Annotated in this window: 13 protein-coding genes (1 of these 13 running past the window's edge); 1 reads left to right on the top strand and 12 read right to left on the bottom strand. The window is 46.1% G+C overall.

Going from position 1 to position 14,012, the window contains the following annotated elements; translation table 11 throughout:
• Window positions 1–691: 691 nt before the first annotated feature.
• The 12 genes from KCTCHS21_RS11175 to KCTCHS21_RS11115 all read right to left on the bottom strand — a co-directional run bounded on the left by KCTCHS21_RS11175 (window position 692) and on the right by KCTCHS21_RS11115 (window position 13,615).
• On the bottom strand, window positions 692–2,413 hold the full coding sequence (locus KCTCHS21_RS11175) for a dihydroxy-acid dehydratase (RefSeq protein WP_130607717.1): 1,722 nt from the start codon (window positions 2,411–2,413) through the stop codon (window positions 692–694).
• Between the two features lie 364 nt (window positions 2,414–2,777).
• Window positions 2,778–3,548 carry an IclR family transcriptional regulator gene (locus KCTCHS21_RS11170; protein WP_162309313.1) on the bottom strand — a complete coding sequence of 257 codons (771 nt, stop codon included), beginning with the start codon at window positions 3,546–3,548 and terminating at the stop codon, window positions 2,778–2,780.
• A 99-nt stretch (window positions 3,549–3,647) separates the two neighbouring features.
• Window positions 3,648–4,454, bottom strand: coding sequence for a pyruvate, water dikinase regulatory protein (locus KCTCHS21_RS11165; RefSeq protein WP_130607713.1), 807 nt, complete (start codon window positions 4,452–4,454; stop codon window positions 3,648–3,650).
• A gap of 15 nt (window positions 4,455–4,469) precedes the next feature.
• Window positions 4,470–5,141, bottom strand: a complete 672-nt coding sequence (locus KCTCHS21_RS11160) for a helix-turn-helix transcriptional regulator (RefSeq protein WP_130607711.1) — start codon at window positions 5,139–5,141, stop codon at window positions 4,470–4,472.
• A gap of 12 nt (window positions 5,142–5,153) precedes the next feature.
• The gene (ppdK, locus tag KCTCHS21_RS11155; RefSeq protein WP_130607709.1) at window positions 5,154–7,856 is read right to left on the bottom strand and encodes a pyruvate, phosphate dikinase; all 2,703 of its coding nucleotides are present in this window, start codon (window positions 7,854–7,856) and stop codon (window positions 5,154–5,156) included.
• Between the two features lie 388 nt (window positions 7,857–8,244).
• Complete coding sequence (locus KCTCHS21_RS11145) at window positions 8,245–8,901, bottom strand: bifunctional 2-keto-4-hydroxyglutarate aldolase/2-keto-3-deoxy-6-phosphogluconate aldolase (RefSeq protein ID WP_130607705.1); 657 nt, start codon at window positions 8,899–8,901, stop codon at window positions 8,245–8,247.
• Window positions 8,902–8,942: 41 nt separating this feature from the next.
• Window positions 8,943–9,923 (bottom strand): sugar kinase, encoded by a 981-nt coding sequence (locus tag KCTCHS21_RS11140; RefSeq protein WP_130607703.1) that lies wholly within the window; start codon window positions 9,921–9,923, stop codon window positions 8,943–8,945.
• Between the two features lie 4 nt (window positions 9,924–9,927).
• The gene (locus KCTCHS21_RS11135; protein ID WP_130607701.1) at window positions 9,928–10,584 is read right to left on the bottom strand and encodes a GntR family transcriptional regulator; all 657 of its coding nucleotides are present in this window, start codon (window positions 10,582–10,584) and stop codon (window positions 9,928–9,930) included.
• Between the two features lie 131 nt (window positions 10,585–10,715).
• Complete coding sequence (locus KCTCHS21_RS11130) at window positions 10,716–11,459, bottom strand: M15 family metallopeptidase (protein WP_130607698.1); 744 nt, start codon at window positions 11,457–11,459, stop codon at window positions 10,716–10,718.
• A 209-nt stretch (window positions 11,460–11,668) separates the two neighbouring features.
• On the bottom strand, window positions 11,669–12,169 hold the full coding sequence (locus KCTCHS21_RS11125; RefSeq protein ID WP_130607696.1) for a YhjD family protein: 501 nt from the start codon (window positions 12,167–12,169) through the stop codon (window positions 11,669–11,671).
• Window positions 12,166–13,404, bottom strand: coding sequence for a DNA polymerase IV (locus tag KCTCHS21_RS11120; protein ID WP_232058162.1), 1,239 nt, complete (start codon window positions 13,402–13,404; stop codon window positions 12,166–12,168). The genes KCTCHS21_RS11125 and KCTCHS21_RS11120 overlap by 4 nt, the downstream gene beginning before the upstream one ends.
• Before the next feature lie 10 nt (window positions 13,405–13,414).
• A complete protein-coding gene (locus tag KCTCHS21_RS11115; RefSeq protein WP_130607692.1) occupies window positions 13,415–13,615 on the bottom strand; it encodes a hypothetical protein in 201 nt (66 codons plus the stop codon).
• 180 nt (window positions 13,616–13,795) lie between these two features.
• On the opposite strand from KCTCHS21_RS11115, the gene KCTCHS21_RS11110 reads away from it, so the two are divergent.
• A protein-coding gene (locus KCTCHS21_RS11110) for an alpha/beta-type small acid-soluble spore protein (RefSeq protein ID WP_130607690.1) crosses the window boundary here: on the top strand, window positions 13,796–14,012 show its 5' portion. The gene runs 23 nt beyond the window's last position; 217 of the gene's 240 nt are visible here — the first part of the coding sequence; its start codon is at window positions 13,796–13,798; its stop codon lies off the right edge, out of view.

The following is a 14,012-nucleotide window of genomic DNA, read 5'->3' as shown; positions in this document are numbered from 1 at the left end:
ATTGATTAATAATCCATATACTGAATATATAGAGATTGTTTGATGGTGTCAATTGAATATTTTCTATTCGTGTGCGATTTTTTCGAGCTATGGGGTTGCGGGGCGGCACTTTTCGGGGGCGTTGTACGATATTTTCGTACAACGGGGTCTCGGCTCGACTCTTTTGGAGGGCGTTGTACGATTTTTTCGTACAACTGGGTCGGTGCGTCTCTTTTTGGGAGCCGTTGTTCGATATTTTCTTACAACTGGGGCCGGGGCGCCACCGTTGGAGGGCGTTGTACGATATTTTCGTGCAACGAGGTCATGGGGCGACTCTTTTGGAGGGCGTTGTACGATTTTTTCGTGCAACGTAGTTACGGAGGGCCCCAATTAGAGGGAGGTGTTCGATATTTTCGAGCTACGAAGTTACGAAGGGCCCCAATTAGTGGGAGGTGTACGATTTTTTCGTGCAACGAAGTTAAGGAGGACCTCGATTAGTGGGAGCTGTACGATTTTTTCGTATAACGAAGTTACAGAGGCCTATATTGGTGGGAGCTGTACGATTTTTTCGAGTAACGAAGTTTCTAGTAGCGCCGCCGGATCATGGTTTGTTTGCTGGTCAGATACAACTAGTGGGAAATCGGGACACACCGAAAAGGCCGCCCGAGGGGACCTTTGCAGATCAACTTGGGTAGCCACACGTTAATAGAAATTAGCTTCTTCCGACGATCGGAGGTACGAAACGTGCTTCCTCCTTGTTGTTCGGACGAAGGAAATCTAGATCGCAACCTTCATCCGCCTGGAGCACATGATCAGAGAACAACTTCAGGAACCCGCGCGGATATCTTTGCGGGAGCGGCTTCAAGAACTGCTTACGCTCTTGGATGACGTCATCGGATAAATGTAAATGCAACAGTCCTTGTTCCACGTCCACCTCAATGATGTCTCCATTTTGAACAATAGCAATATTGCCACCCACCGCCGCTTCTGGGGAAACGTGTAAAATAGCCGTCCCGTAACTGGTCCCACTCATTCTGGCATCGCTAATCCGAACCATGTCCTCAATGCCTTCTTTCAGCAATTTCGTTGGAATCGGAATTTCTCCCCACTCCGGCATGCCAAGTGCGGCTGGTCCGCAATTCCGTAATATTAATACCGAAGAAGCATCCACTGCCAAGTCATCTCTATCGATTTCCTCAAGCATCGCGTCATAGCTATCGAACACATACGCTTTTCCTTGGTGCTTCCACAGCTTCTTAGAGCTTGCCGATAGCTTAAGAATCGCGCCGGACGGGGCCAAATTCCCTTTCAGCACTTTGATTCCCGACTCGGATTTGAATGGCTGCTTCAAGGACGTGATAATATGAGGACTTTCCGTTTGCTGCGTGTATACCTCTTTCAGCGGCTTGCCAAGAGCTGTTAAGCACTCGCCATCCAGCCTTGGAAGCAATTCGTATATTACCCCCGACAAGCCTCCCGCATGAAAATAATCATCCATACCATAAAGCCCACTCGGCTGAAGATTCACGATTAATGGAACACTTTCCGACAGCTCCTGGTATTGCTTGAGATTAATCCTAATACCCAACCGACCCGCTATAGCCGTTAAATGCAACACCGCATTCGTAGATCCTCCAAGCGCGGCAAGCAATTTAATCGCATTGTGAAAGGCAGCTTCCGTCATCAGCTTCGAAGGTGTTAGCTCCTCCTCAACCATCTCAACAATCCGTTTACCCGTCTGCTCGGCAGCAATTCTTCTTCTTGAATCGGTTGCTGGAATATCAGAGGTTCCCGGTAGCATCATGCCCATTATTTCCGAAACACTCTTCATCGTCGAAGCCGTGCCCATCACAGGACATCCGCCGAGGGAGCAGGAAATCCCCTTCTCCAGCTCCTTCATCTCATCATCAGACAGCTCTCCAGCCTTATACATATCCATGTACTTCCACAAATCTGTACCGTAATTAACCGGTTTGCCCTTAAAATAAGCCGTAGACCTGTGACCAGCCGCAAGCTGCAGCGTCGGAAGATCACAGCTTGCTGCCCCCATTAGCTGTGCAGGTGTTGTCTTATCGCATTCACAGAGCAGCACAATACCATCCAACGGCAATGAACGTATCATTTCTTCCACGTCCATTGACATTAGATTGCGGTAGGGCAGATCAGAAGGCTTGTTAAAATCAGCTGCTGTTGTAATCGTATGCATCTCTATGGGGTATCCACCTGAAGCAAGTACACCCTTTTTCACATACTCAACAAGCTCCTTGTGGGGGGCATTACAGCTGTTCAGATCGTTCCATGAATTAAATATTCCGATAATAGGCTTTCCAGCATACGACTCAGGATCATGCCCGCAGGCACGCATGGCAGAAGCATGCTGAAACCGCGTCTCAAAGGATTTATGATTAAACCATTGTTCACTCCGCAAACTCATTTTGAATAGCCCCTATCTTAACGTCATATTTACTTCCCATTCTTGTAATTCTAAATATTAATTTTAATTCAACCAACTGAATATTTGCCAAATTTAGCATAGCCCAATTCTAATGTCAATTCCCTTTACCGTATTCCCTTGACCAGTTAAAAAGGGAGCCTCCCCAAAAGTAGCTAAGCTAAGCTAAGCTCACTGACGGAACTGCCCTCCTTTATCAAAATCATGCTCAAAATAAAAAAAGCTGGTACGGGGAGAGTCATCCCTGTCCAACTTCTTCTGGTCAGTTGCATATATTTCCGAAAAAGCAAAAAAGCTGCACATAATTACTTATGGAACAGCCGCTTCAGTCTTTAGCTTAGTTAGTTTATCGTTTCTGATAACCCATTTCCTCGGACACTCTTAATGCTGTTTCTTTCACCTGTTCCCCAATGGTTTGGAACTTGATTGCAGGTAAATCCTTGCTTAAGGCAGTAATACTAATGGACGCAATGACGCGGCCATTGTCCCCGAAAATCGGTGCTCCGATGCAGCGAATGCCTTCTTCCATCTGCTCATCCTCGATGGAATAGCCGTGAAGACGAATAAACTGTACGTCCTCGATTAGCTTGTCCGCCAATTGATCTCGTTTGGAGTCGTCTAAGTCCGGAGTCTTAGACATCGCCTCGGAAATTTCCTCATCAGTAAGACCGGAAGCTAACGCTTTCCCCACACCGGATAGATGCAGTGGCAAAGCTTGTCCGGCAATTGTCGCGAAACGAACAAATCCATTCCCTTCACTCTTATCTATGTAAACAGGCTGATAGTTAACCATAACGGCCAGATGTGCAGTAAAGGGGGTCCCAGCCACTAGCTTCTCAAGATGCGGGCGAGCAACCTGCTTGATATCGCTTTGCTGGTAATAGTTCATTCCCCAATATAATACGCCGTGGCCGAGTACGTATTTGCCATCGTCATGCTTCTCGATGAGTGAATGGCGCTCTAATGTATTCAAGATAACAAACACAGTTGTTTTTGGAATATTAAGCTCGGAATGGATTTCATTAATGTTCATTTTCCCATTTTTTGAAATCCCATTCAATATTGTAATTGCCTTTTCTATAGCTGGCACGGAATAACTCTTTGCCGACTTAACCATATTCAGAAGCCCTCCCTCGTATGACAACATACTAGCACAAGGGCAATAATATAGTCTATCCCGAGTGAGTGACGCAGTCGGCACGCCAGCACAACAGGATTATAGAGAGTAGGATTCCGTAATAATACCCGCTGTTTCTTCAATGGCCTTCTCCGTAACATCTATGACCATACACCCTAACTGCTTGTACAAATCCATCGCAAATTCAAGCTCTTCGACGACACGCTCCATAGAGGCGTATTTCGCACCCTTAGGCAAGCCAACGGACTTAAGCCGCTCTGTACGAATTTTCGAAAGCTGCTCAGCCTTCATCGTCAGTCCAACTAGCTTATCTTTATTTTGCTGAAGTAGCTCCCTCGGCGACTTAACATCAGGAACAAGTGGGTAATTACAAACCTTGTAGCCTTTGTGTGCCAAATAAATACTAAGAGGGGTCTTGGAGGTTCGTGAGACTCCGAGCAGAACAATGTCCGCCCGATGAATGGCGTTCATGTCCTTTCCATCATCGCATTTAACGGTAAACTCAATCGCTTCAACCCGTCGGTAATATTCTTCATCCAGCCGATGGAGTAGTCCGGCTTCTCTTTTTGGCGAATCGTGAAAAGTGTCGATAAAAGCCTGCATGACCGGGCCCATAATATCGACAGCACTAATCTTAAGCCTATTCGACTCCGCCACCATCATCTCTCTCAGCTCAGGGAGAACTAACGTATATGCGATGAAAGCACCTTGGCTAGAGGCTTCCTCCATCAAAATACGTATTTCTTCTTCATTCTTGATATGAGCATACCTCGTGATTCGCGTCTGATGTGCATTAAATTGCCGGATAGTCGCTCTCACTACCGCTTCTGCAGTTTCTCCAACTGAATCGGAGCAAACAAAGATGGAGCGCTCCTTCTCGTTCAAGTTTTCTCCCCCCAGCTATAGGCCCAAAGCCACTTCAAGCAAGATCTTGGTCATTGTTGTCTTCGTAATTCTACCCACGACTTCGATTCTTTTTCCCTCATCATCCAATGAATCCGATGCCTTAACGACAGGAAGGCTGTCCACCTGATAGGATATCATTTTTCTAGCTGCCGCGACTATTGATTCCTCAGGCGTAATCGTATGGACGTTCGGATGCCGGGTCATAACCAAGCTAATCGGCATGGCTGTGGCAGCCGCATTACCCAGCGACACCTTCAGCAGATCTTTTCGGGAAACGATTCCTGCAAGATAGCCCTCTTCATCACTAACAATGAGACTTCCCACATTTTCTAAAAATAGTGCGACTACCGCATCACTTACGGTTGCGGTTTCTCTCAATACAACAGGTGCTGCTTGGAACTCCTTCACCTTCATGTCTAGAAGCTTTTCCAGCGCCATTTCTTGCTTTCTTGAAGCACTGCCCAAGGAATAACCGACCTTGGGCTTCGCTTCCAAGTAATTCAGCATGACAAGTAAGGCTAGATCAGCCCGGATAACCGGACGTGTGGAATGGAGCTGATCAGCGATAGACTCACCCGATATCGGCTGTTGACTCGTGACAATAGCTAATATGTCTTGTTGGCGGGATGTCAGTTCGATTGTGATACCCTCCTCATCTTGCTTCATCCCAATATTCTATCAAACCCCGTGGATGGATGAAATGGGAACAGAAGATTTCTCTGGCTCAATGTCTCCATAAGTAATGGCAGCTTGTGCTGCAGCTATTCTTGCCAAGGGAAGCCGGAAGGGTGAGCAGCTTACATAATCAAGACCACTGCGATGGCAGAAAAAGATCGATTCCTTATCTCCGCCATGCTCTCCACAGATTCCTGTCTTGATTGTTGGTTTTATAGATCTCCCTGCGGTTACCGCCCACTCAATCAGTAAACCGACTCCATCAGGATCTAGCACTTGAAATGGATTATTTGGCAATATTTTTTGATCCTGATAGTGAGTTAGGAATTTCCCTTCCGCATCATCTCGACTATAACCGTAAGTCATTTGTGTCAGATCATTCGTCCCGAAGGAAAAGAAATCCGCATACGGAGCTATTTGCCCTGCTGTTAAGGCCGCTCTTGGAACCTCAATCATCGTCCCCACTTGATAAGGAACCTCTTGCCCTTCGGAGGACTCTCCCAACACCTGCTTAGCTACCTTATCAATCATTGTACGAAGTGTTATCAATTCATTTACATGGCCCACTAATGGAACCATAATTTCCAACGTAATTTTTATTCCATTTTCCAAGCAACGAGATGCCGCCCGAAAAATAGCTTCAACCTGCATTTCATATATTTCCGGATATACGATACCTAAACGACAGCCGCGCTGCCCAAGCATAGGATTAACTTCCTCTAGAGCATTCACTTTGCGAATCAAAGCGAGAATTGCTTTCTGCTCCTTGTCATTCTCGATTGGATTGTGCCTCAACTCGTCCAGCTTCTTCTGCAGTTCCTTCTCCTTAGGTAAAAATTCATGCAAAGGAGGATCCAACAGCCGAATAGTGACGGGTAATCCATTCATCTCGCCAAACATTTCCTCGAAATCAGCCTGCTGCATCGGCAATAATTGCTCCAATGCCAGCGCTCGCTCTTCTACATTGTCCGCTAGAATCATTTTCTGCACAACAGGTAGACGGGTCGGCGAGAAAAACATATGCTCAGTCCGGCACAGCCCGATGCCTTGCGCCCCAAATTGCTTAGCCATCCTTGCATCGTGCGGATTATCAGCATTAGCTCTGACCTTTAGCTTACGAATGGAATCGGCCCAGTTCAATATCTCGGAAAGCTCCTCCGATATTTCTGCTTCACGCAGCGGAATTTCTCCTAAAATCACTCGGCCGCTTGCACCTTCTATCGTTACCCAATCGCCTTCCTTAACGATTCGTGAGCCAACGGACATCTGCTTCTGTTCCTCATCAATCTTGATCTCTTCACAGCCACATACACAGGGCTTCCCCATTCCACGCGCAACTACGGCAGCATGGCTGGTCATTCCCCCACGGCAGGTTACAATCCCCTCTGATACGAGTACTCCCTGGATATCTTCAGGCGTAGTTTCCGGACGTGCAAGCACCACCTTCTTACCAGCCTGGCTCCATTCCATCGCAATTTCTGCATCGAAAACAATCTGTCCAACCGCCGCACCTGGAGATGCTGGCAAGCCGGTAGCGAATACTTCCGTAACCGCACTCTCATCAATTCCTCTATGAAGAAGCCGATCCAGATGGGAAGCTTCAATTCTTAGTAGAGCATCCTCTCTTGTAATAATGCCCTCTTTAACAAGATTCACGGCAATCGTAACCGCAGCCTGTGCGTTTCTCTTTCCATTCCTAGTTTGCAGGATGAAGAGCTGACCCTTTTCCACCGTAAACTCAATGTCCTGCATATCCTTATAGTGCTGTTCAAGCCGATTGGCAACGCTCACTAGCTCTTCATATACCTCAGGCATCTCATTCCTTAACGAGGCTACTGGCTGCGGGGTCCTTGCCCCTGCAACAACGTCTTCCCCTTGCGCGTTGATCAAATATTCACCGAACAATTCCGAAGCTCCAGTCGAAGGATTTCTTGTAAAAACAACTCCAGTTCCGCAGTCCATCCCCATATTACCGAACACCATACTTTGAATATTAACCGCTGTCCCCTGACTGTCGGGAATACGGTTGATTTTACGATAGATTTGCGCTCTGGCATTGTTCCAGGATTGAAACACAGCCTCTGTAGCTAGACGCAGCTGCTCCTGCACATTTTCAGGAAATACACGACCTGTCTGCGCTTGAATGCACCGTTTGAAATCAGGAATTAACTGCTGTAGCCCCTCAAGAGAGACATCCTGATCTTGCGTTACGCCTTCTTTTTGTTTCAATTGGTTAAAAATTTTCTCAAAATAGTGCCCTTGAATACCCAAAACTACGTTTCCGAACATCTGCAGCAATCTGCGATAGCAATCATACGCGAATCGAGCATTACCTGTTTGCTGAGATAAGCCTTGAACCGTCTCGTCGTTGAGCCCTAGGTTCAAGATTGTATCCATCATGCCTGGCATAGAGGTTACCGATCCGGATCTGACCGACACGAGCAGAGGATTAACCGGATCTCCAAGGCGTTGCCCTCTTGCGGATTCCAAACTCTCCAGCGCGGATAGCGTTTCCCCCCACAGTGTCTCGGACAACACATTCCCTTCCTTGAAGTAGGACAAACATGCTGCTGTCGATAAAGTAAAACCTGGAGGCACCGGAAGCCCCGAACGAGTCATCTCTGCCAGATGTGCCCCTTTTCCTCCAAGCAGCTGTTTCATCTGGGCATTACCTTCTTGAAAACTGAACACTTGCTTAGCACTCATTCTCATTTCCCCCTTGAGTCTCATTGCTGCTGACGCATTGTTCATGATCACAAACGATATAAAATTTCTTGTAGCCGTTCGTAGGCAGGGTAGCGATAATCTGCGAACAGAATTTACAAATCACAATGCCCAAATCATTAGCTGTATTTTCGGCTGAATAATGTCCTAATTCCGTGTTCGCATGTCGCAATATGATCACCCCATAGGTAAGATACAAATAAATATAAGTCATTATAATGATAATTTCAATTATTATTACTCACATTTAATTAATTATTTTTATATATGACTCACATTAGGGAAATAAAAAGGGATTGGGCAGATTTAATATCCTGCTCAATCCCTTAATTGTGCTGCCTATTTTATTAATTACGACTATCCGTTGACTCTATTTCTTAGCCGCTTTGAATGCTTGTATATACTGAGCTGCTCTATTCGCAACAAGGCTTAAATCTCCTTTTTTCACTGCCTCAGCCGTTAGATCAGAGCCAATTCCTACAGCAACTGCTCCTGCTGAGATCCACTCTCCGAGATTGTCGAGTGTCACGCCGCCTGTAGGCATAATATTCGCTTGCGGTAGCGGACCTTTAATTGCTTTAATCATTGAAGGAGAGGTGCTAGGGAACAGCTTAACGATATCGACGCCCAATTCCAATGCCTCTTGTATTTCTTTGATCGTCATAACTCCCGGCATTACCGGAATGCGATAACGATTACACAGCGCTACAGTGGCCGGATTGAGGGAAGGACCAACGACGAATTCAGATCCACTTAATATCGCTGTACGCGCCGTTTCTGGATCCAACACCGTTCCTACACCAATAATTGCGAATTTATCCGCTTCCGTTGCTGAGCTGGAATATTTCGAAGCTAGCTTCTCAATAGCAGTCAAGGCTGAAGGAACCGTCATTGTTACCTCAATAACCTTAATTCCACCTGCAATGGCTTGCTCAGCCATTTCCACCACTTCATTCGCATCTTTACCGCGGAGCACCGCTACGACTCCATGTTCGACAATACTTTTAATCATGTTTAGCTTTTTCATTGTTGTTTCCACCCTTCGTAAATTATAAGCTGTATTTTGGATTACCTTTCAACATGGGCCTCGTTATTTAATTTACTTTCCACTTCACCCCATGTGGGCAGCCCTTCCCAATCCCCTACCATCTGCACGACAAGGGAACCGATCAAGTTGCCTAGCTGCACAGCTTCCCGAAGCTCATACCCTCGTAAAATTCCTGATATGAACCCTGAACAGAAGCCGTCTCCCGCTCCGATCGTATCTACAACCCGCTCGGCTTTGAAATAAGGAACTGAAGTGACCTGATCCTTATCTATCAAGTAGGTTTCATTGTTCCCGCCTTTGACTACAGATATCGCAGACAGCTGTCTTAATTGATCAACTATCGTGCCGAAATCGTCCGTCTGGTACAGCAGCTTCAGCTCGTCGAGTCCTGGCAAGAAATAATCTGCTTCCTCTGCCAGCTTAAGTAGAACCGTTCTGGCCTCTTCCAGCTTCCAAAGCTTTAGCCGCAGATTGGGGTCAAAGCAGACTTTCACTCCGTTGGCTTTAGCGATTCTAATCGCCTCAAGCACTGAATCGAAGCAGCTTGAGCTTAGTGCTGGAGTAATGCCCGTTATGTGAAGAATTTTGGCTTGAGAAATGTAGCTGGCATCGATCTGCTCTGGCTGCATCTGGCTCGCTGCAGAATTTTTTCGATAATAGTACACAGAAGCTTTCCCCGCCAGCTCTTCGCGCAGCATAAGCCCTGTCGGGGCTTCATTGCTGAATTGCACCTTGGAAACATCCACGCCTTCTCCGCGAAGTTTCTTGAAAATCATTCGACCTAACGGATCATTCCCAAGAGTACCAAACCACCCTACGTTATGACCTAATCTTGCAAGTCCGATCGCAACATTGCTCTCAGCCCCTCCGAAGGATTTTTCCATATTCGTGCTGTATTCTATCCCCTTTGAAGATCCGCTTATAAATAAAGCCATCGTTTCACCGAAGGTTACGACCTCCGGCTTATTCGATGACTGCAAGCTTTCGGAATGCTGCGCCATCCTTCTACCCCCGTGTGTTGTTCTTTTTATTCATTAGCCACCATACGTCCTTCAAATGCTGCATAAAAAGCTTTTCAATTTCTTCTTCATTTCTTCTTTGCAAAGCTTCTATGAGAGGGAGATGTCCTTCTGCGATAGTCATGAGATCAGAATAATAAAGCTTGTTCGCAATAGCCAAGAAGCGTTTAATCTTCACATTGATCTGATCCCATATTTGCAGAATTGTCTTGTTACCCGATTTAAAATAGAAGAATCTATGAAACTCCATATCCAAATCAATAAACTGGAACAAGTCATCGATTTCAGCCGCTTGCTTCATTTTTTCGAAAACTTCGGATAAGTACGCAATATCTGAGTCTAGCAGACCGGGAAGTGATTTCTTGATGGCATTCCATTCAATAATTTCACGTAATTCATATATTTCCTCTAGCTCCTCTTGCCTAATCTCAGCTACAAAGGAACCTTTATTATGCTTACTAACTAATAGCCCTTCCTGCTTTAAGCGTTCCATCGCTTCTCTAACAGGGGCTTGGCTAATGTTAAGGGAATTAGAAATTTCCAGGACGAGCAAACGAAAACCGGGATAAAATTCCCCTCTAACTATTGACTCTCTAAGGGATAAATAAACCTGCTCACTTAATGAGTCTCCTCGTTCGTCCAAGCTATACAGAATGGAAATTCCTCCCTCAAAAATGATTATCGTTAATATTATCGATAATTAATTATACCAAGCGTCCTCTACACCGTCAATTTCAAAAAGAAATCCCAGAAGCCTAGCTCCCGGGAAATAATTTATACCTTTTTATAGCCTTGTACCCTAAGCGAAACGGCCAGCGAGCGCCAAAAATCAAGTGTTCCCGTTGGATCCTTTATCTTCTCCAGCACCTTGTCGCCGAACTCCGTCACAAACCATTTTGGAGCCGGTATATTTGTTTCGATATCCTTAATCTTCTGAGTGAGGATGCTAACTGTACTAGACTGCTCCCCTACCTTTTTCTGCAATGCTTCGAAGGCTTGTTTTTCCTCTTTCGTCATAGGTTGATCCTCCTCAGTTGTAATGACTGTTGTTGGTGGTTTGGCACCCGCTCTAAGCTTGGCTGTTGTAAGTCCGAATGCCATCTGAAAGTGCGGCATGTCTACAAAATGAGCCCAGTCTCCACCCCATTCAAATCCCAGCCCCTTCGCAATCGTGGCAACCTGAATCCAATCACGCTGGCCATCCCTATTGCCATCTCGATACGTATCCCATGATATGGCTTTCCCATCTGGCAGCAGTAATGCAAAATCTACAGCAAGTCCGAAATTATGGAAGCTATAACCGCCCTTGGCATTGGTCACAATTGTACCTGGAGCTGTTCTGCCCTGAGCGTACAGCTGATTCTGATAAGCAATCGTTCGGAGTCCCTGTACAATAATAATCGGAACACCTACTGCGAAGGAACGGACAATCAACTCCTCCGTCGCTCTTCGCACGATGGGATTAAGACCTTCTAAATTTTTTGCCGATATGGCTTGTACTTGAGCTAATGTCAGCATATTAATGCTCTCCTTTCTTTACCGCCTTTTCGACTGTGGTCGATTTAATATTTTATGTTGCATCTGACCGACCGTAGCGGCGATTAGGAACCATTAGCCAAAGATAAGACAAGTACCCCCCATAAATTACATGACCCCCTAGGCAATCTGTGTCTATGCCTCTTGTCTAGTCTTTTCTCACTCAGCAAGCAACGGTCGGCACCTATTTTTCATTCCTTGGTCTTACTTAGCGGCATAATAACATCCCGAATGTATTTCGTCATGCGCATGCTTACTTCTGCTCTCAGAACCTCTCGAACCATGCCAAACTTCTCTTGATAGCCCTTGTAAATATACCGGTAGTACATAATGCCGTCAGCCTGCTCCTCTTCGAACACTTTAATATTCCGTTGCTTCATCTCACGCTTAATCCGATACAGATCCATGCTAATCATATCCATCATAATCCGCGTTACCTTGGCGTAGAGCGTCTTCAATGAGTGGGCTGAGTTTTCAATATCGGCAAGGTTTTTGTTCGTCATGGTTAGCACGACAGGCAAAATAATAAAGTCCCGAATCATTAAAAGCTCATCCTTATCGGGTACTCGCTTATTGTGGACAGAGGTCGAGACACCCCCCTCCTTTTCCTGATCCAGCAGCTGCTCTCGGTGCTCCGGAAGCATCATTCTACTCGACTCCCAGCGTCCGTTTCCGCTTAATTTTTTGCTCATTTATAGTGCCCTCCGATTTTTGCTGTTCTCTCAAGCGCCTGGCCCGCAGAAAGCATCGAGGAGGCACGAAGAATGGCGCCCCCACCGTATCTATTTTTGATCCCATCCAATGTGCGAGAAATCGTTCTTTGTTGCTCACGATCGCCGAACAAGGTGAGCTGGTATTGATCTGCTGAAGAAATTCCGGTTAATGTAACGCCAAGCCTCCGCACGGGGGATCCATCCCAATGGGTATAAAATATAGCCTTAGCCGCTTCGTATACTTCCTGCGCAATGTCTGTAGGATCTGCTAAGGTCGATTGGCGGTAAAAGCCTGTAGGTCGGTCGTAGTCTGCCCCCATCCCCCCTGAGGAAACAACCCTTCCCATATAGCCTTTGGCGCGGCACCGTCGGCACACCTCCTCTGACAGCTCCAGTAAAATGACATTTATGTCCTCTCTCTTGCTGTAATCTCTAGGAAGTGTCATTTGATGTCCTATTGCCTTCTGAGTATCGTGTGTTGAAGGAGTTACTGGGCTTGGATCAATACCTCTAGCCGTTTGCCAGAACAATTCAGCCTGAATATCGCTATTACGTCCCATTCGTGCGCTCAGTCGCCGTTTCAAATCCCCGAGCTCCAACCGTCCAACGTCACCAATATAATGCATCCCCATGCATAGGAAATGATTAGTCATCCGGGAGCCCACGCCAAACATTTTATTAATAGGAAGCTCCCACAGCACCCTCTCAACATCAGATTTCCCCAATGTGAAAATACCGGAATCATTCTTCTTAGCAAAGTTGTCCGTTGCCATTTTGGCAAGTATCTTCGTAGGGCCGATCCCTACCCTCGACCACACACCGGTACTCACATAGATAAGGCTTTGAATTTGCCGAGCGATCTCCTCCGGATATCCGAAATAAGACAAAGAGCCTGTTACGTCAAGAAATTGCTCATCAATGCTGTAAGGCTCTACAAGATCGGTGAAGGTTTTGAAAATTTTGGTTATAAGGAGGGATACAGTAATATAAACTTGCATACGAGGACGAACGATAACAAGTCCCGGACACTTGCCAAGCGCATCGCCTAAGCGTTCGGCTGTTGTCACTCCCGCTTTCTTAGCTATAGGGCAAGCAGCCAATATGATTCCACTGCGTCGTGCCGGGTCACCTGCAACCGCTAATGGACGATGCTTGTATTCCGGGTGGGCGGCTTTCTCCACGCTTGCATAGAAGCTCTGGCAATCGACCAGCATAATACAACGCTCAGGAGGCATAAGGATTCCCTACCGGACGAACGGCTAGTATGCGATCTACCCGAAAGGGACGACGAGCTTTCTTGTCAAAATCGTAGGCGATAGCCTTGCCGTCAACGATTTTCCAGACACGAATGATTCGCTTTGTAATGATCCCTTTCGCATCCTGGTAAATGATCTGAATGACTTGACCAATATATTTATCCGGCATTTATCCCGCCTCCATATCGAACACCTGTTCTTATTATAAACCGAACATAAGTTCTTATTCAAGCGGAATAAATATACTTTTTGCTTCCTTGAATGAGCGGAAAAATTATACAGGCAACTATGAATAAAGAGCAGCCAGCGGTTGAATAATAGGTGTGGTAAATCATGGAGGTGATACATAATGGCAAACAATCAAAGCTCAAATCAACTTGTCGTAAAACAAGCTACATCAGCGCTCGAACAATTGAAATACGAAGCCTGTCAAGAGCTAGGCATCCAAATTCCGCAAGACGGATACTACGGCAACATGATGACAGTCGATACCGGTCGCATCGGTGGTAACATCACACGCCGACTCGTACAAATTGCTGAACAGCAATTAGCTGGACAATCGGCAC

This window comes from Cohnella abietis (genome assembly GCF_004295585.1).
Lineage (GTDB): Bacteria > Bacillota > Bacilli > Paenibacillales > Paenibacillaceae > Cohnella > Cohnella abietis.
This window is presented reverse-complemented; position numbering and strand designations above follow the sequence as displayed.